The 15,915-nt window shown below is 70.2% G+C and carries 18 protein-coding genes; 10 read left to right on the top strand and 8 right to left on the bottom strand.

What is annotated here, in order from left to right; genetic code table 11:
- On the top strand, positions 1 to 956 hold a 956-nt coding region (gene odhB, locus JWP28_RS15225), incomplete at its 5' end, for a 2-oxoglutarate dehydrogenase complex dihydrolipoyllysine-residue succinyltransferase (protein WP_299544183.1).
- A 224-nt stretch (positions 957 to 1,180) separates the two neighbouring features.
- Here the strand turns inward: odhB and JWP28_RS15220 are convergent.
- The gene (locus JWP28_RS15220; protein WP_299544181.1) at positions 1,181 to 1,501 is read right to left on the bottom strand and encodes a hypothetical protein; all 321 of its coding nucleotides are present in this window, start codon (positions 1,499 to 1,501) and stop codon (positions 1,181 to 1,183) included.
- On the opposite strand from JWP28_RS15220, the gene lpdA reads away from it, so the two are divergent.
- The 4 genes from lpdA to JWP28_RS15200 are packed head-to-tail and all read left to right on the top strand — an operon-like array spanning position 1,500 to position 3,979.
- Entirely contained in the window at positions 1,500 to 2,915 is a 1,416-nt protein-coding gene (gene lpdA / locus JWP28_RS15215) for a dihydrolipoyl dehydrogenase (protein ID WP_299544178.1), read from the top strand. The genes JWP28_RS15220 and lpdA overlap by 2 nt on opposite strands.
- An 18-nt stretch (positions 2,916 to 2,933) precedes the next feature.
- Entirely contained in the window at positions 2,934 to 3,356 is a 423-nt protein-coding gene (locus JWP28_RS15210) for a GNAT family N-acetyltransferase (protein WP_299544176.1), read from the top strand.
- Between the two features lie 60 nt (positions 3,357 to 3,416).
- Positions 3,417 to 3,680 (top strand): hypothetical protein, encoded by a 264-nt coding sequence (locus JWP28_RS15205; RefSeq protein WP_299544173.1) that lies wholly within the window; start codon positions 3,417 to 3,419, stop codon positions 3,678 to 3,680.
- Complete coding sequence (locus JWP28_RS15200) at positions 3,677 to 3,979, top strand: hypothetical protein (RefSeq protein WP_299544171.1); 303 nt, start codon at positions 3,677 to 3,679, stop codon at positions 3,977 to 3,979. Before JWP28_RS15205 ends, JWP28_RS15200 begins: the two co-directional genes overlap by 4 nt.
- On the opposite strand, the gene JWP28_RS15195 is transcribed toward JWP28_RS15200, so the two are convergent.
- The 3 genes from JWP28_RS15195 to fsa are packed head-to-tail and all read right to left on the bottom strand — an operon-like array spanning position 3,945 to position 6,224.
- The gene (locus tag JWP28_RS15195; RefSeq protein ID WP_299544170.1) at positions 3,945 to 4,859 is read right to left on the bottom strand and encodes a tyrosine recombinase XerC; all 915 of its coding nucleotides are present in this window, start codon (positions 4,857 to 4,859) and stop codon (positions 3,945 to 3,947) included. The genes JWP28_RS15200 and JWP28_RS15195 overlap by 35 nt on opposite strands.
- A 10-nt stretch (positions 4,860 to 4,869) precedes the next feature.
- Positions 4,870 to 5,553 carry a DUF484 family protein gene (locus tag JWP28_RS15190; RefSeq protein ID WP_299544167.1) on the bottom strand — a complete coding sequence of 228 codons (684 nt, stop codon included), beginning with the start codon at positions 5,551 to 5,553 and terminating at the stop codon, positions 4,870 to 4,872.
- A gap of 17 nt (positions 5,554 to 5,570) precedes the next feature.
- Positions 5,571 to 6,224: a fructose-6-phosphate aldolase gene (gene fsa, locus JWP28_RS15185; protein WP_299544165.1), complete on the bottom strand. Its 654-nt coding sequence runs from the start codon at positions 6,222 to 6,224 to the stop codon at positions 5,571 to 5,573.
- 95 nt (positions 6,225 to 6,319) lie between these two features.
- On the opposite strand from fsa, the gene JWP28_RS15180 reads away from it, so the two are divergent.
- Positions 6,320 to 8,482 carry a primosomal protein N' gene (locus tag JWP28_RS15180; RefSeq protein WP_299544162.1) on the top strand — a complete coding sequence of 721 codons (2,163 nt, stop codon included), beginning with the start codon at positions 6,320 to 6,322 and terminating at the stop codon, positions 8,480 to 8,482.
- Here JWP28_RS15180 and JWP28_RS15175 read toward each other — a convergent pair.
- Positions 8,479 to 8,880 (bottom strand): AprI/Inh family metalloprotease inhibitor, encoded by a 402-nt coding sequence (locus JWP28_RS15175; protein WP_299544161.1) that lies wholly within the window; start codon positions 8,878 to 8,880, stop codon positions 8,479 to 8,481. The genes JWP28_RS15180 and JWP28_RS15175 overlap by 4 nt on opposite strands.
- A gap of 66 nt (positions 8,881 to 8,946) precedes the next feature.
- Complete coding sequence (locus JWP28_RS15170) at positions 8,947 to 9,747, bottom strand: TerC family protein (protein ID WP_299544159.1); 801 nt, start codon at positions 9,745 to 9,747, stop codon at positions 8,947 to 8,949.
- Between the two features lie 512 nt (positions 9,748 to 10,259).
- Between JWP28_RS15170 and JWP28_RS15165 the strand changes: the two genes are divergently transcribed.
- From JWP28_RS15165 to JWP28_RS15155, 3 genes are all read left to right on the top strand, one after another.
- Entirely contained in the window at positions 10,260 to 10,937 is a 678-nt protein-coding gene (locus JWP28_RS15165; RefSeq protein ID WP_299544158.1) for a CHAP domain-containing protein, read from the top strand.
- A gap of 70 nt (positions 10,938 to 11,007) precedes the next feature.
- Positions 11,008 to 11,961 (top strand): magnesium transporter CorA family protein, encoded by a 954-nt coding sequence (locus tag JWP28_RS15160; protein WP_299544157.1) that lies wholly within the window; start codon positions 11,008 to 11,010, stop codon positions 11,959 to 11,961.
- A gap of 80 nt (positions 11,962 to 12,041) precedes the next feature.
- Positions 12,042 to 13,256, top strand: coding sequence for a pentapeptide repeat-containing protein (locus JWP28_RS15155; protein ID WP_299544154.1), 1,215 nt, complete (start codon positions 12,042 to 12,044; stop codon positions 13,254 to 13,256).
- Positions 13,257 to 13,295: 39 nt separating this feature from the next.
- On the opposite strand, the gene JWP28_RS15150 is transcribed toward JWP28_RS15155, so the two are convergent.
- Complete coding sequence (locus JWP28_RS15150) at positions 13,296 to 13,730, bottom strand: DUF488 domain-containing protein (RefSeq protein ID WP_299544152.1); 435 nt, start codon at positions 13,728 to 13,730, stop codon at positions 13,296 to 13,298.
- Positions 13,731 to 13,782: 52 nt separating this feature from the next.
- Between JWP28_RS15150 and JWP28_RS15145 the strand changes: the two genes are divergently transcribed.
- A complete protein-coding gene (locus JWP28_RS15145) occupies positions 13,783 to 14,664 on the top strand; it encodes an alpha/beta hydrolase (protein WP_299544151.1) in 882 nt (293 codons plus the stop codon).
- Here JWP28_RS15145 and JWP28_RS15140 read toward each other — a convergent pair.
- Positions 14,661 to 15,581, bottom strand: a complete 921-nt coding sequence (locus tag JWP28_RS15140; protein WP_299544150.1) for a thioesterase family protein — start codon at positions 15,579 to 15,581, stop codon at positions 14,661 to 14,663. The genes JWP28_RS15145 and JWP28_RS15140 overlap by 4 nt on opposite strands.
- Positions 15,582 to 15,915 lie beyond the last annotated feature (334 nt).

The raw sequence follows: 15,915 nt of genomic DNA, 5'->3' as shown, positions 1-15,915 counted from the left end.
CGCAGCCCGAGCCCACGCCCGCCAAGCCGCCGCCCGCCCCGGCCCCTGTCGCCAGCACCCCGGCCAAGGCCGCCGCCGAGCCGGTGCTGGCGCCCTCGGCCCAGCGCGTGGTGGCCGAGAACAAGCTCGACGCCGCGGCGATCGCCGGCTCCGGGAAGGATGGCCGCATCACCAAGGGCGACGCGCTGGCCGCCCTCGACGCCCGCGCCAAGGCCCCGCCGCCGGCGCCCGCGCCCGCCGGCCCGCGCGAAATCCACGAGCGCGAGGAGCGGGTGCGCATGACCCGCCTTCGCCAGACCATCGCGCGCCGGCTGAAGGAGGCGCAGAACAACGCCGCCATGCTGACCACCTTCAACGAGGTGGACATGACCGCGGTCATGGCGATGCGCACGCAGTACAAGGACGCCTTCGAGAAGACCCACGGCGTGAAGCTCGGCTTCATGAGCTTTTTCGTCCGCGCGGTGACCCACGCGCTCAAGATGGTGCCCGCGGTCAACGCCGAGATCGACGGCCAGGACCTCATCTACAAGAACCACTACGATATTGGGGTCGCCGTCGGCACCGAGCGCGGCCTGGTGGTCCCGGTGCTGCGCGACGCCGACACGCTGAGCCTGGCCGAGATCGAAAAGGGCATCGGCGAGCTGGCGAAAAAGGCCCGTGACGGGGCCCTGGCGCTCGAGGACCTGCAGGGCGGCACCTTCAGCATCACCAACGGCGGCATCTACGGCTCGCTGATGTCGACGCCGATCCTGAACGCTCCGCAGTCGGGCATCCTGGGCATGCACAAGATCCAGGACCGGCCGGTGGCGGTGGGCGGCCAGGTGGTGATCCGGCCGATGATGTACCTGGCGCTCAGCTACGACCACCGCGTGGTCGACGGCCAGGGCGCGGTGACCTTCCTGGTGCACGTCAAGGAAGCCATTGAGGAGCCGCAGCGCCTGCTGCTCGACCTCTAGGCTCGCGCCGCCTGCCGCAGCGGCTTTGCGGCATACCGCTTCGGCCCGACCATCCGCGGCCGGTGTGGCGGCGCGGATGGTTCCGCTCTGGAGCGCAACGCCGGCTTGGCAGCTCGCGGTGTGGTTGCTTGGGCGAGGCTCCACCGGCCCCATGGCGACATCCTGCCGCGGGAACATCGCCGTTCCCAGGTGGGTTGCCCTGCGGATGGCGAGGGGGTCGCAAATCAGGAGAGTGTCATGACTTCATTCAAGGTCGCGATCGGCGCCCTGGCGGCGCTTGGCCTTGCCGCCTGCGAGTCCATGGGCGATTCGGGTTCCCGCAGCACCGCGCCCGCCGCGACCGGCACGAACAGCAGCGACACGACGCGCGGCCCTTCAGGGAGCAGCACAGCGCCCACTCCGCCGTCGTCGACGCCGCAGGAACCGAGTTCGACGACGTCAAATCCGCCGAGTTCAACGACGCCGCGATAACCTCCGCCGTCTCCGGTTGACCTCGGACTTTCGTCGCCTAGGGTGCGCCCCCATATCCGATCGGGCGCATTCATGGCTGAGACAACCTACGACGTCATCATCATCGGCGGCGGCCCCGGCGGCTACAACGCCGCGATCCGGGCCGGTCAGCTTGGGCTGAGGGTCGCCTGCGTCGACAAGGGCGTCGACGGCGGGGTGACGCTCGGCGGCACCTGCCTCAACGTCGGCTGCATGCCATCGAAGGCGCTGCTGCACGCCTCGGAGATGTACGACGCGGCCGCCAACCACTTCGCCGAGCTCGGCATCGAGGTCGCGCCGAAGCTGAACCTCACCCAGATGATGGCCCAGAAGGCCGCCTCGGTCGCCCAGCTCACCAAGGGCGTCGAGTTCCTGTTCAGGAAGAACAAGGTCGACTGGATCAAGGGCGCGGGCCGCATCGCCGGCGCCGGCAAGGTCGAGGTGACCGGCGCGGATGGCGCGGTCACCGCGCTGGAGGCCAAGAACATCGTCATCGCCACCGGTTCGGAGCCCGCGGGCCTGCCGGGCGTCGCCGTCGACCAGCAGCGGATCGTCGATTCCACCGGCGCGCTGTCGCTGCCGGAGGTTCCCAAGAGCCTCTTGGTGATCGGCGCCGGGATCATCGGCCTGGAACTGGGCTCGGTGTGGCGCCGGCTGGGCGCCCAGGTGACCGTCGTGGAATTCCTCGACCGCATCTGCCCGGGCATGGACGCCGAGATGGCCAAGACGTTCCAGCGCTCGCTGACCAAGCAGGGGATAGTCTTCAAGCTCTCCAGCAAGGTGACAGCCGCCAAGGCCTCGAAGACCGGCGTGACGCTGAGCGTCGAGCCGGTGGCCGGCGGGGCGGCCGAGACCCTGGAGGCCGACTATGTGCTGCTGGCCATCGGCCGCCGGCCCTACACCGAGGGCCTCGGCCTGGAGAGCGTCGGCGTCACCCCCGACAAGCGCGGATTCATCGAGACCGACCACTGGAAGACCTCGGCGCCCGGCGTCTGGGCGATCGGCGACGTCACCCACGGGCCCATGCTGGCGCACAAGGCCGAGGACGAGGCCGTGGCCTGCATCGAAACCATCGCCGGCAAGGCGGGCCACGTGAACTACGGGATCATCCCGAGCGTGGTCTACACGGCGCCTGAGGTCGCCTGGGTCGGCAAGACCGAGGAGGAGCTGAAGGAGGAGGGGCGCGCCTACAAGGCCGGCAAGTTCCCCTTCACCGCCAACAGCCGCGCCAAGATCAACCACGAGACCGAGGGCTTCGTGAAGATCCTCGCCGACGCCGTCACCGACGAGGTGCTGGGCGCCCACCTGATCGGCCCTTCTGTGTCCGAGATGGTCGCCGAATACTGCGTGGCCATGGAGTTCCGTGCGGCGTCCGAGGACGTCGCCCGCACCTGCCATCCGCACCCGACCCGCTCCGAGGCGCTGAAGCAGGCCGCCATGGGCGTCGAGGGGTGGACGATGCAGGCCTGACGGGAGGCCTTTGGGGCGATGGAGGTGCGCCGCGCCAGGTCCGACGAGCTCGGCGCCTGCGCGGACCTCTATGTGCGGGTGCTCAGCGAGACCTTCACATGGCTGCCGCCCGAGCGGCACAGCCGCGAGGACTTCCTGCGCGCAGCCCGCGAGGAGGAGGTCTATGTGGCGGTGGACGGCGGGCGCATCCTGGGGCTCGCGGCATTCTTCCGGCCGCAGAACTTCCTGCATTCGCTCTATGTCGACGTCCGTGGCCGCGGCGTCGGCAAGGCATTGCTCGACCACCTGTGTGCGGCCGCCGACGGCCCGCTGTCGCTGAAGGTGCAGGCCCCGAACCGGCGCGCCCAGGCCTTTTACCGGCGCGAGGGTTTCTACTGCGTAGAGCATGGCCGCGATCCAGGGTCCGACATCGCCTGGATGAGGTTCGTGAGGGAAACTTAACTTGGCGGCCCGCGGTTGGAGTGGCAGCCTTCGCGTCTTCAAGCGAACGGAGATCGCGCCATGATCGCCCTGCTCCTGGCCGCCCAGCTGTCCGCCGAAATCGTGCGCGGCATGCCCGCCGAGGTGATTGTCCCGCCGAGGGCCGGGTTCATCCGGGCCGTTCCCGGATCGCAGCCCAGGGCCTGCCCAAACGCCGGCCGCCTCGAAGCCTCCCTGGCCGAGCCCATGGCGCTTTATCGAAAGGGCGATCGGCCGGCCATTGGCCTGCGGAAGTGGGCCGACTATCCGGAGGGGCAGCGTTGCCTGATCGGGGGCGCCCAATGATCGTCGCCGCCCTTGCCGCCGCCGTCGCGGCGGGCGGATCGCCGCCTGCGATCGAGCGGACGCCGAACCTTTACCGTCCGGTCGCCGGCTGCGCCGACGTCGAGCGCCGGGTCTCCGCGGATCAGCAGGAGACCCTGAAGAAGCTCGGCCGGCTGCCGAACGGCATCGCGCAGTACGCCGTGGCGCGCAGCTTCCAGGGTTGCCCCGTCCCGGCGCCGGTCGGCTACCACCCGCCGGCCTTGCCCGGCGCGGCCGACGCGCCGGCTATGCGTGAGGATGCGCCTTCGAATAGGCGCTGAGCAGGGCCGCCGCGTCGACCTGCGTGTAGCGCTGGGTGGTCGACAGCGAGGCGTGGCCCAGCAGTTCCTGGATCGAGCGCAGGTCGGCGCCGGCGCCCAGCAGGTGGGTGGCGAAGGAGTGGCGCAACGCGTGTGGCGTGGCGCTGGCCGGCAGGCCCAGCCGGCCCCTGAGGTTCTGCACGCTCGCCTGCACGTGGCGGGGACTCAAGGGGCCGCCGCGCTTGGCGCGGAACAGCGGCTCGTCCGGCGCGATGGCGAAGGGCGCCTCGGCCAGGTAGGCGTCGATGGCCTCGCGCACGGCGGGCAGCACCGGCACGATGCGGGTCTTCGAGCCCTTGCCGAGGATGCGCAGGCTGTCCGGCAGGGGGGCGTCGGAGCGCTTCAGGGACAGGGCCTCGGAGATCCGCAGGCCGCAGCCGTAGAGCAGGGTCAGCACCGCCTCGTCGCGGGCCGCCTCCCAGGCCTCGCGGTCCGGATCGAGGCCCGGCTCGGCGAGCATCCCGCGGGCCTGGTCCTCGCTGACAGGCCGGGGCGCTCCGGGCTTTACCCGGGGACCGCGGACCAGGGCGATGGCCGGATTGGGCGCGCCCAGCCGGCGGTCCAGGAAGCTGTGGAAGGTGCGGATGGCCGACAGCGCCTGGCTGAGCGAGCGGGGTGACAGCGGCCGATCCCCCTGGCGCAGGTGGGCCAGCCAGGCGCGGATCTCGCCGGCGGTGACTTCGCCCAAGACGGCGAGTGAGATCGCCTCGCCGCGGTGCTGTTCCAGGAAGCCGATGTAGCGGGAGGCGGCGAAGCCGTAGGCCTCCAGCGTGCGTGGCGAGGACCGCCGTTCGTGGGCCAGGTGCTCCAGCCAGAACGCCAGGGCCTCCCTTGCGGTCACAGGCCCAGTCTCACAGAACCGGCCAGCGCTCGGCGGTGCGTTCGACCACGCGGGCGAGGAAGGCCACGAGCTCGGTCCCCATGTCCTCCGTGAAGCCCTCGGCGTCCGTCGAGCCGAAGGCCAGCAGGCCTTGGCGCGAGGGCTCCCAGATCGCCATGCGGACCATCGCCATCGACTTGATCGCCTCCGCCCGCTCGCCAAACAGACCAAGCGCCGTGGGCGCGAAGCCCATGCGGGCCAGCCGCTGCGGGCCGCCCAGGATCATGTCCACCTGGCCCTCGACCAGCTTGCGCCAACCGGCGGGCGGATGGCCTTCGGTCTCAAGCGCGATGGTCCCGGCGGCAAGGCCGAATCGTTGCTGCGCCAGCTCGTCCACGCGGCGGGCGAGGTCGGAATGGTTGCGCGCGTCCAGGAGGTCGATGACCGCCCCGTGCGTCTGGGCCTGGGCGGAGAAGTTGGCGCGGGCCGTCTCCTCGACCTGCTGGCGCTGGGTGGCCTCGCGCTGGTGGGCGGCGTGCACGCGGGCCATCACCGCCGGGCCGAAATCCACGACATTGCCGACATCGACCCTCAGGCCGAGCTCGGCCAACAGGCCCTGGTCGGCGGTGAGGAACTGCGGATTGTCCGACAGGAAGCGGCGCACGGACGCGGGCTCCAGCCGGGCTTCTTCGATTCCGCCCTGCGACCCGTCCATGTGCGCCCTCGAAACCCCTACAGGATCGACTGGCCCGTCTTGGCCCAGTCGCTCATGAACTGATCAAGGCCCTTTTCGGTTAACGGGTGCTTGAAGAGGGCGTTGAACACGTCAGGCGGAATGGTCGCGCAATCGGCGCCGGAGAGCGCCGCGGCGGTCACGTGCGCCGGGCCGCGGATCGAAGCCGCCAGGATCTCGGTGTCGAAGTCGTAGTTGTCGTAGATCGCGCGGATCTCGACGATCAGATCCATGCCGTCGGCGCCGTGGTCGTCCAGCCGGCCGATGAACGGCGAGATGTAGCTCGCGCCCGCCTTGGCGGCGAGCAGCGCCTGGCCGGCGGAGAAGCAAAGGGTGACGTTGGTGGCGATGCCTTCGTGGGCGAACTCGCGGGTGGCGATCAGGCCGTCGCGGGTCAGCGGCACCTTCACGACGACGTTGGGGGCGATGGAGGCGAGCTTGCGGCCCTCGTCCAGCATGCCGGCGGTGTCCATGGCGGCCACCTCGGCGCTCACCGGGCCTTCGATGGCGTCGCAGATCTCGGCGATCACCTGCAGCATCGGACGGCCGGACTTGGCGATCAGGGTTGGATTGGTGGTGACGCCGTCCACCAGCCCGGTCATGGCCAGGTCCTTGAGGACGGCCACGTCGGTGGTGTCTAGGAATAGCTGCATCGAAACTCGCCTTCTTATGTGTGCGCCGCTTGTAGCCGTACGCGGCCTCAGCGCAAAAGCCTCTGACAGCGCGCGAGGCGCGAAAAGGTTTGGGCATGAGCCGCATCGCCTCCGTTCTCCTGCCGATGCCCCTGCCGGAGGCCTTCGACTACGCCGAGCCCGAGGGCATGGGGCTGGAGCTGGGCGACCAGGTGGCTGCGCCGCTAGGCCCTCGGCTGCTGCGCGGCGTGGTCGTGGGCCTGCGCGAAGCCGCCGGCGGCAACCGGCCGCTGAAGCCCGTCGAGGGCCTGCTGGAGGAGCCGCGCCTGCCGCCGGGGACGGTGGAGTTCGTCCAGTGGGCGGCGCGCTATGCGGTGGACTGGCCGGGCCAGCCGCTGGCCATCGCGCTGCGCGGCGCACGCGCGCCCAAACCCCGGCCGGTGCGGATCGTCGAGCTGACCGGCGCCGCGTCGGCGCGGCCCACGCCGGCGCGGGCGAAGGTGCTGGAGGCCGCTTCCGCCCAGGCGCTCGCGCCTGCGGACCTGGCGCGGGCCGCCGGCGTCTCGTCCGGTGTCGTCAAGGCGCTGATCGACGAGGGCGTGCTGGCCGTGCGGCTGGTGGAGGCGCAGGCCCGCTTCGATCCGCCCGACCCCGCACGGCCCGGCGCCGTGCTGAACGCCAGCCAGGCCGCCGCCGCCGAGGCGCTCAAGGCCATGCTGGCCAAGGGCGGCTTCAACGTCGCCCTGCTGGACGGCGTGACCGGGTCCGGCAAGACCGAGGTCTACCTCGAGGCCGCCGCGGCCGCGCTTGCCGCCGACCCGGACGCCCAGGTGCTGATCCTGCTGCCGGAGATCGCGCTCACCCAGGCGGTGATCGGCCGCGTCGCCGCCCGCTTCGGGGCCGAGCCCGGGGAGTGGCACTCCGACGTCGCCCCACCCGCGCGCCGGCGGGTCTGGGAGGCGGTCGCCACCGGCCGCTGCCGGATCGTGGTCGGCGCGCGCTCGGCGCTGTTCCTGCCGTTCGCCAACCTGAAGCTGATCGTCGTCGACGAGGAGCACGACGCCTCCTTCAAGCAGGAGGAGGGGTTCATCTACCACGCCCGCGACCTGGCGGTGGCGCGCGGCAAGATCGAGGATGCGGCGGTCGTCCTGGCCTCAGCGACGCCCTCGCTGGAGAGCCTGCGCAACGCCGAGCAGGGCCGCTACGCCTGGCTGCGGCTGTCCACCCGCCACGGCGCCGCGCGCCTGCCCGACATCGAGCTGATCGACCTTCGCGAGGCGCCGCCCGACACCGGCCGCTGGCTGTCGCCGGCGCTGGTCAAGGCCATGGGCGAGACCTTCGCCCGCGGCGAGCAGACCCTGCTGTTCCTCAACCGGCGAGGCTATGCGCCGCTGGTGCTCTGCAAGGCCTGCGGCGAGCGGCTGTGCGCGCCCGACACCGACTCCTGGCTGGTGGAGCACCGCTACTCCGGCCGCCTGGTCTGCCACCTGACCGGCTTTTCGATGCCCAAGCCCAAGGCCTGCCCGCACTGCGGCGCGCACGACAGCCTGGTCTCCATCGGCCCCGGCGTGGAGCGGGTGGAGGAGGAGGCCAAGAGCCTCTTCCCGCAGGCCCGCGTGGCGGTGTTCTCATCCGACACGGTGTTCGACGCGCGCGAGGCCCGGCGGCTGATCGAGGCCATGGCGGACGGCCAGATCGACATCCTGGTGGCCACACAGGCCGCCGCCAAGGGCCACAACTTCCCGAACCTGACGCTGGTCGGCGTCGTCGACGCCGACCTTGGACTGCGCGGCGGCGATCTGCGCGCCGCCGAGCGGACCTATCAGTTGCTCGCCCAAGCCACCGGCCGCGCCGGGCGCAAGGACCGGCCGGGCCGCGCGCTCCTGCAGACCTGGGCGCCGGAGCACGCGGTGATGCAGGCGCTGAAGGCGCAGGACCGCGACGCCTTCGTGGCCGCCGAGATGGCCGAGCGGGAACTGGCCGGCCTGCCGCCGTTCGGACGGCTGGCCGCGGTGATCGTCTCCGATGTCGACCCCGTGCGGCTGGAGGCCTTCGTGCAGGCGATGGCCCAGGCCGCGCCCAATTCGGTCGGCGTCGAGGTCTATGGCCCGGCCGACGCGCCGCTCGGCCTGATCCGCGGCCGCCGTCGCAAGCGCTTCCTGGTGCGGGCCGACCGCACGGTGGACCTCTCGGCCTACATGGCGACCTGGCGCGCGCGGGTGAAGCCGCCGGCCTCGGTCCGCGTGGCCATCGACATCGACCCCTACAGTTTCCTTTAGCCCGGCAGGCCCTGGCCGATATTCCCGGGCCCGCCACGGCGGAGCTGGATGTCCACGCCACTGGAGCGGTGGGACACGAACAGGCTGTTGCTCCAGCGGTGGAATGCGATCATCGGCTGGCCGCCGGCCCCCACCAGCTGCATGCCGTCTTTGGTGGGCTGCCAGGCAGTCGGGCTCGCCGACAGGACGTCGCCGCAGGTCGCCGGCGCCTTGACCGTGTGGGCGGCGCCCAGCGTCAGGGTGCAGAGCGCGTGGCCGGCGGACTCGATCGTCCAGGCGCCTGCCGCCTCCGCCGGCGTCAGGGGCACGCCGGCCTCGTTGTCCGCGGCGGCGGCGGCCGAGGCGCCGGCCAGCAGCCCGGCCGCGGCCAGGCTGGCGGCGATCGTCGAGGCTTTCATGGCTTTCTCCATTGCAAGGCTGGGAGAACGCCGGGTGGGGCGGCGAGTTGCGCGCGGACAGCCGCGCTAATGCAGGGTCCGATCCTCCGCAGGCGGCTTCTTGCGCCGCTTGCGCGCCGTCATGTTCAGGCCCTCGACCAGGCCGGAGAAGGCCATGGCGGCGTAGATGTAGCCCTTCGGCACGTGCACCCCGAAGGCGTCGGCGATCAGGGTCGCGCCGATCATCAGCAGGAAGCCCAGCGCCAGCATCACCACGCTCGGATTGTCGTGGATGAAGCGGGCGAGCGGTCCGGAGGCCACCAGCATCAGCCCCACCGCCACGATCACCGCCACCATCATGATCGGCAGGTGCTCGGTCATGCCGACCGCCGTCAGGATCGAGTCGATGGAGAACACAACGTCCAGGGCCAGGATCTGCACGATGGCGGCGCCGAAACCGAGGGTGGCCTGGCCCTTCTTGTCGAGCAGGTCGCCGCTCTCCTCCGGATCGACCGTGTGGTGGATCTCGCTGGTGGCTTTCCAAACCAGGAACAGCCCGCCGGCCAGCAGGATCAGGTCGCGCCAGGAAAACGCCACGTCGAACGCCGGGTGGCCGTCGGCCAGCGAGGGGACGGCGAAGGGCAGCACCAGCACCGGCTTGGTGAGGCTGACGATGAAGGCGATCCCCGACAGCAGGACGAGCCGCAGCACCAGCGCCAGGCCGATACCGATCCGCCGCGCCGCCGCCCGGTTTTTCTCCGGCAGCTTGTTGGAGAGGATCGAGACGAAGACCAGGTTGTCCACGCCCAGCACCACTTCCATGACAATGAGGGTGAGAAGCGCGATCCACGCCTCGGGGCTGGCGACCAACGCCGCAAGATCGCTCATGAAATGCCCCCATCGCCCGCGTTGCGAGCTTTCTAGCCTACCGGCCGATTTCAGCCAGGGGCGGCCAGAATCGGCTCAGGCGCCCGAATTGCGCACGAATTGGACGCGCGGCGCCTGACTCGCAAACTTGTGATCGGGCCCGCAAAGAATTCGCTTCAGAGGCGAAGACAATCCCGCGGCGACGCTAGCTCTTATTTCAGCGCGTTACAGCGCCGTGATCTATAGAGCTCGGCAGTGACAACTATGATGATACAAGATCAGGCGATGTGAAATGACAGATATTGGAGAGGCGAAAAGGCGTTCCGCGCGGGTTTTTCATCTTACATCGCGGTGAGTCATTGCCGGATTTTGCTTGTCAACTCTCGTTGTTCGCAACTATTCAGCCAGGTTCCAGGGGCCGATCCTACGATAACCGCGCCGCGGCGATCGGCCACGCGGGTCTAAACCCTCTTTTCACTCAATGCGCGATAGGGTTACCTCTTCAGCAGTTCGCGTCGGGGAGTTCGGTAAACATGCTTAAACGGACGAGAACCCTGCTGGGTTCACTCGCCGTCGCGGCGGTTATGAGCCTCGCGCCCACCGCCGGTGGGGCGCTGGCGGACACCTATTGGCAGTGCGTTCCGTTCGCTCGCCTGATCTCCGGCATCCAGATCTTCGGCGACGCCCGCACCTGGTGGCGGCAGGCCGTCGGCAAGTATGACGTGGGCTTCCAGCCGAAGACCGGCGCCGTCCTGTGCTTCAAGCCGACCGAGCGCATGCGCCTGGGCCACGTGGCCGTGGTCAGCCAGGTGCTGACCGACCGCATCGTCCAGATCACCCACGCCAACTGGTCGCCCATCGAAGGCTCGCGCGGCAAGGTGGAGAAGGACGTGACCCTGGTCGACGTTTCGCCCGAGGGCAACTGGAGCCAGGTGAAGGTCTGGTACGATCCCAGTCGCGATCTGGGCGGCTCGACCTACCAGACCTACGGCTTCATCTACCAGGACGCCAAGGCCAAGATCCTGGCCTCCAGCGGCATCTCCAACGCCGAGAACACCGCCATTGCCATGGCCCAGTCCGCGGCCACGCAGATGGCCTCGGCGGTGCGGCCGGGTTCCGGCCCGCTGCAGATGCTGACCCAGGCCGCGGACTCCACCGATCGGATCGCGGCCCTGATCGCCAAGGCCACCCGCGGCGACGCCGGCAACTGAGCCGCGTCTAATCGAATTGACGGCCTCTCCGGGGGGCTCCACTAGGGGCGCTGGCTTGCGGAGGGTCTAGATGCTCAGACTGCTTCGGCGCGGGGCCGCGGGCCTCGAGACACTGTCGCCGGCGGAGGGCTGGCGGCCGCCGGAGGATACGCTCTGGCTCGACCTGCTGTGCCCGACGCGCGAGGAGGAGCTCGCCGTCGAGGCCGCGGTGGGTCTCGGACTGCCGACCCGTGAGGAGATGGCCGAGATCGAGCCATCCAGCCGCCTCTATCAGGCGAACGGCGCGACCTTCATGACCGCCACCCTGCTGGCCCGCCGGGCGGACGACGGCCGGACCGACGCCCCGGTGACGTTCGTGCTGGCCAAGGGCCTCCTGATCACCATCCGCTACGACACGCCGCGCGCCTTCGATCTCTTCGCCGAACGCGCTCCGGCCCTGCACCTCGCATCCGGGACCGAGGCGCTGTTCCACCTGCTGGACACCGCCATCGAACGGCTGGCGGACCTGCTGGAACAGACCGGCAAGGATGTCGAGGGCGTCTCGCATGCCATCTTCGGCCGCCCCAAGGGCGCGCAATTCGAGGCCCTGCTCACCCAGCTGGCGCGGGCCCAGTCGCTGACCTCGATGACCCGCAACAGCCTGGTGAGCCTGGCCCGCCTGTTCAGCTTTGCGTCTCTGGCCAAGGAGATCGCCGAAGACCCTGAGAGCCGCGCGCATCTGAGGACGCTGCAGCGCGACGGCCACTCGCTGACCGAGCACGCCGGCTTCCAGTCGAGCCACATCGCCTTCCTGCTGGATGCCGCGCTGGGCCTGATCAACATCGAGCAGAACGGCATCATCAAGTTCTTCTCGGTGGCTGCGGTGATCCTCATGCCGCCGACCCTGGTGGCCTCCATCTACGGGATGAACTTCCACCACATGCCGGAGCTGGCGTGGCGGCTCGGCTATCCGATGGCGCTCGGCCTGATGGCGCTCTCGGCCATCGGCCCCATCCTGTGGATCAAGCGGCGCGGTTGGGTCTGAAAAAAGCGGCCGCCTGCCGGCTTCGGGCAACCGTTCCTTAAGCGAGGGCGGTGCAACGTGCGGTAGCGCAAAGGTCCCGCATGTCCTCCCGAGCTCAACCGCACCACCTGGCCCTCGACGCCCAGGCCCTTCGCGAGGCCGTGGAGGCGCACCAGCGCTACCTGGCGGGCCGCTCCGGCGGACGGCGCCTAAGCCTGACCTATGCGGACCTCTCCAACTGCACCCTGGAGGGCCTTGACCTCCGCGAGGCGGACTTCGCCGGCGCGAATTTCCACGGGGCGACGCTGGCGCGAGCCAACCTCAGCCGCGGCATCCTGTTCGGCGCCGACCTGCGCGAGGCGGACATGCGGCGCGCCAACCTCGGCCGCGCCGACCTGCGCGGCGCCTGCATGCGTGGCGCGAACCTGTCTGGCGCGGAGCTGCCCGGCTGCGACCTGCGCGAGGGCCGCATCGCCCTGCAGGACAAGCTCGACGGCTTCCGCATCCTGCGCCACGAGCACCGCCCGGGCGAGCTGAACTACGCGATCCTGTCCGGGGCCAACCTGGCCGGCGCGCAGATGGCCGGCGCGGTGGCCATGTCCAGCGACTTCACCGACGCCAACCTGTCCGGCGCGCAGATGGCCGGCGCCAAGCTCACCCGCGCGGTGCTGGACGGCGCCGACCTGACCGGCGCGGACCTGGCCGGGGCCGACCTTTCCGGCGCCTCGATGAAACGAACGGTGCTGACCGGCGCCAACCTGGACCGCGCCACCCTCGACGACGTCGACATGAGCGATGTCCTGCGCGCGCCGCCGGAGGTGTTCTTCGTGGACAACCGGCCGCTCGACCAGGTGCTGGCCGAGCACGAGGCCTATTGCGACACCGGCGGCGAGCGCGGCGCCGTGATCGACCTCAGCAAGGCGGACTTCCGCCCCATGCACACCCTGAAGGCCCGGAAGTTCACCGCCCTGGTCGCGCGCAACGCCATCTTCTTCGGCCTCGACATGCAGGGCGTTCAGCTGCAGGGCGCGGACCTGTCCGGCAGCGATTTCCGCGGCTGCGACCTGCGCGACGCCGACCTGCGGGGCGCAAAGCTCGCCGGAGCCTCCTTCACCCGCGCCGACCTGCGCGGCGCGCTGCTCGGTCCGCTGACGATCGGCGACGGCCGCTTCGTGCGCACCGATTTCACACGCGCCACCCTGCGCAACGCCGACCTGCGCGGCGCCCAAGCTGCGCGCGCCCGGTTCCTTGAAGCCGACATGACCGGGGCGAACCTGCAGGGTTGCGACCTGACGGACGCCGAGCTCGAAGTCTAGAAACTCCTCTCCCTCTCGGCTTCGCCGGGGGGCGAGGAGTCAGAGGTTCTCGATCTCGCAGCCAAGCGCGTCGCAGATGCGGTTCGCCAGGATCGTGCGATGGCAGCCCGCGGCGTCGGCTTCGTAGCAGAGCAGGGCGACCTTCTTGTCGCCACGGACGATCTCCGTGGCCTTGGCCAGCTCCACCTGGGCGCCCGGCTCGGCCATGTGCTCTTCGAAGATCCGATGCATCTCGGCGATCTTGCCTTTTCGCGCGAAGTCGCGGCCGGCCTTCGGGGTGCCGAGCTGGCGCAGGTGCACATAGCCGATGCCCGCGTCGTTCAGGCTGGCCGCCAGCAGGGTCTTGGAAAAGCCCGCGCGGCGCGAGGCGGCCACAGCGCGAACGTCGATCAGCACTTCCACGCCGGCGTCCTTCAGGCGCTGGATCACGGCCGCCTGGGTTTCGCGCTCATAGCCGATCGTTGCGAGCTTCATGTCTTCTCCAGCGGCTGTCCGCGGCTATATGGGCGCTGAGCAAGGGGATGCCATGAACGCCACGGTTGACACGGAGCCGCAGCAGCGGCTGATCGCGCTCCCTACGCGCGGCGGGGCGATGGCGGCGCTGGACTTCGGGCCGCCGGACCGGCCGGTGGACATCGTCTTCTCCCACGCCAACGGGTTCAACGGCCGCACCTACCGCACGATCCTGCAGCCGCTGGCCGGACGCTTGCGGATTCTGGCGCTCGATCTGCGCGGCCACGGCGCCAGCACGCTGCCGACAGTCATCGAGGGGCGCCAAGGCTGGCTGGAGTTCCGCGACGACCTGCTGGCGCTGCTGGCTGCGGCCTGCGAGGCGCCGGTCGTGCTGGCCGGCCATTCCATGGGCGGGACCTCCGGCCTGCTGGCCGCGGCGGCCGAGCCGGAGCGAGTGCGTGCGCTCGCCCTCTTCGATCCCGTGGTCATGCCGCTCGAGATGCAGCGCAACCCTCGGGCCGTCGCGGAGTCGCCTCTGGCGCCCGCGGCGCTTCGCAGGCGGGCGACCTTCCCCAGCCGCCAGGCGGCGCTCGACGCCTATCTCGGCCGTGGAGGCTTCAGGACCTGGAGCGCCGACCAGGTCGCCGACTATGTGGCTGCGGGCTTCCGAGAGACCGCAAGCGGCGAGGTGACCCTGACCTGCGCGCCGGAATGGGAGGCTTCGAACTTCCGCACCCATAACTACGACGCCTGGGCCGCCTTTCGGGACAGTCGCTGCCCGATCCGCGTCCTGCGCGCCGAGGAGGGCTCGACCTTCCGGCTGGAGGGCCACGAGGCCGAGCTCATCCGCGATGGGCGCATCGCGGTGGAGACGGTCCCCGGAACCTCGCACTTCCTGCCCATGGAGCGGCCGGAGCGGGTTCGCGAGACGCTCAAGGCCAGCGCAGCGCTTTAGAGGGTCAGGCCCGCAATCACTCGGGCGTCCGCCTCGGCCAGGGCCTCGTCGCTCAGCGTGACGATCTTGCGGGTCTCCAGGTCGAAGGAAACCGCGATCGCCTCGGCGACCCCCCAGGCGCGGCCGCTGTCCGGATCGAGCAGCCAGTGGGTCAGCCTACGGAACCGAGCGTCGCCGCCGGACGCGCCGGAACGCAGCTCCACCCGGTCGCCGGCGCGCGGCCAGTCGAGGTGGATCAGCCGGTACTCCAGCGCCGCCCCGCCGGCCCGGCCGCCGAGCTCGTCCGCCCCGGGCCTGCGGCCGTTGAAGAAATGCGGGATGCCGTCGGAGATGCGGGCCATCATCAGCTCGGTGCGCATGCGGCCGAAGACGTCGCAATCCTCCGCGCCGACCGCGCCGAGCGCCGTGCGGCCGAGCCCGAGCTCATCGGCCCGCGCCAAGCTCGCGCGGCTCTGCACCGGCCCGAGGTCGAGGCTGCGCGGCGCAGCCTCCGGCGGGACCTCGACGGTGAGCGCCTTCGCGCGCTCCAGCACCCGCGCCGGCCAGGGGAACGGGCGTCCCTCGCGCGCCGTGGCGTGGGCGACCACCAGCTGGAAGCTGGCGGCCAGCTCGCCGGTGCGGTGGCGCAATAGCAGCAGGAGCCTGGCGTCCGTCTCGCCGATCTCGACCACCCCGCCGGTCATGGTCAGAGCCGCGTGCGGGCGAGCCTCGCGCAGGAAGCGGATGTGCTCCTCGCGCACGATCAGGGTGGCGCGGGCGTCGGGGGCGAAGACGCGGGCCATGCCGAGCTCGGCGGCGAACCCCGCCAGTCCCTCCATGGCCTTGGCCACGTAGAAGCCGACGTTCAGGTGGCCCATGGCGTCGCATTCCCAGGTGGCGACGCTGCCCCGCCAGACTTCCACCGCTTCGCCCAACACCCGCTCCCTACTGCCGAACCGCGGAGCTTAGGGGCGGGCTTGCCGAACAGCCAGCGTCCTCGCCGCGTAACCTTCGTCGTCTCGCCTCCGAATAGCTTGTGTGTCAAAATTCCAGGCGGGCTAGTGTGCTGGATTTGAAGTTCGCCTCATTCACGGGCCACGCGCCGAGCGAACTTCAAATCCAAGAAGCACACTAGAAAACATGGACTTGCTAGTGTCCTCATCGATTCCGAAGTTCGCCAAAGACAGCCGCAAGCTCTAGCGAACTTCGGAATCGGGACACTAGCGGGAGGAACTTTTGACCATGGCCAAACCCAGGAAGACGCTGGTCTAC

This window comes from Phenylobacterium sp. (genome assembly GCF_028290885.1).
Lineage (GTDB): Bacteria > Pseudomonadota > Alphaproteobacteria > Caulobacterales > Caulobacteraceae > Phenylobacterium.
Note: the sequence above shows the minus strand (reverse complement) of the source record. Positions and strands in the feature narration are given on the sequence as shown.

Coding starts and splice junctions, on each gene's coding strand:
- lpdA (WP_299544178.1), top strand. CDS start 1,500: ATGGCTGAGACAACCTACGACGTCATCATCATCGGCGGCGGCCCCGGC.
- JWP28_RS15220 (WP_299544181.1), bottom strand. CDS start 1,501: ATGAATGCGCCCGATCGGATATGGGGGCGCACCCTAGGCGACGAAAGT.
- JWP28_RS15210 (WP_299544176.1), top strand. CDS start 2,934: ATGGAGGTGCGCCGCGCCAGGTCCGACGAGCTCGGCGCCTGCGCGGAC.
- JWP28_RS15205 (WP_299544173.1), top strand. CDS start 3,417: ATGATCGCCCTGCTCCTGGCCGCCCAGCTGTCCGCCGAAATCGTGCGC.
- JWP28_RS15200 (WP_299544171.1), top strand. CDS start 3,677: ATGATCGTCGCCGCCCTTGCCGCCGCCGTCGCGGCGGGCGGATCGCCG.
- JWP28_RS15190 (WP_299544167.1), bottom strand. CDS start 5,553: ATGGACGGGTCGCAGGGCGGAATCGAAGAAGCCCGGCTGGAGCCCGCG.
- fsa (WP_299544165.1), bottom strand. CDS start 6,224: ATGCAGCTATTCCTAGACACCACCGACGTGGCCGTCCTCAAGGACCTG.
- JWP28_RS15180 (WP_299544162.1), top strand. CDS start 6,320: ATGAGCCGCATCGCCTCCGTTCTCCTGCCGATGCCCCTGCCGGAGGCC.
- JWP28_RS15175 (WP_299544161.1), bottom strand. CDS start 8,880: ATGAAAGCCTCGACGATCGCCGCCAGCCTGGCCGCGGCCGGGCTGCTG.
- JWP28_RS15170 (WP_299544159.1), bottom strand. CDS start 9,747: ATGAGCGATCTTGCGGCGTTGGTCGCCAGCCCCGAGGCGTGGATCGCG.
- JWP28_RS15165 (WP_299544158.1), top strand. CDS start 10,260: ATGCTTAAACGGACGAGAACCCTGCTGGGTTCACTCGCCGTCGCGGCG.
- JWP28_RS15160 (WP_299544157.1), top strand. CDS start 11,008: ATGCTCAGACTGCTTCGGCGCGGGGCCGCGGGCCTCGAGACACTGTCG.
- JWP28_RS15155 (WP_299544154.1), top strand. CDS start 12,042: ATGTCCTCCCGAGCTCAACCGCACCACCTGGCCCTCGACGCCCAGGCC.
- JWP28_RS15150 (WP_299544152.1), bottom strand. CDS start 13,730: ATGAAGCTCGCAACGATCGGCTATGAGCGCGAAACCCAGGCGGCCGTG.
- JWP28_RS15145 (WP_299544151.1), top strand. CDS start 13,783: ATGAACGCCACGGTTGACACGGAGCCGCAGCAGCGGCTGATCGCGCTC.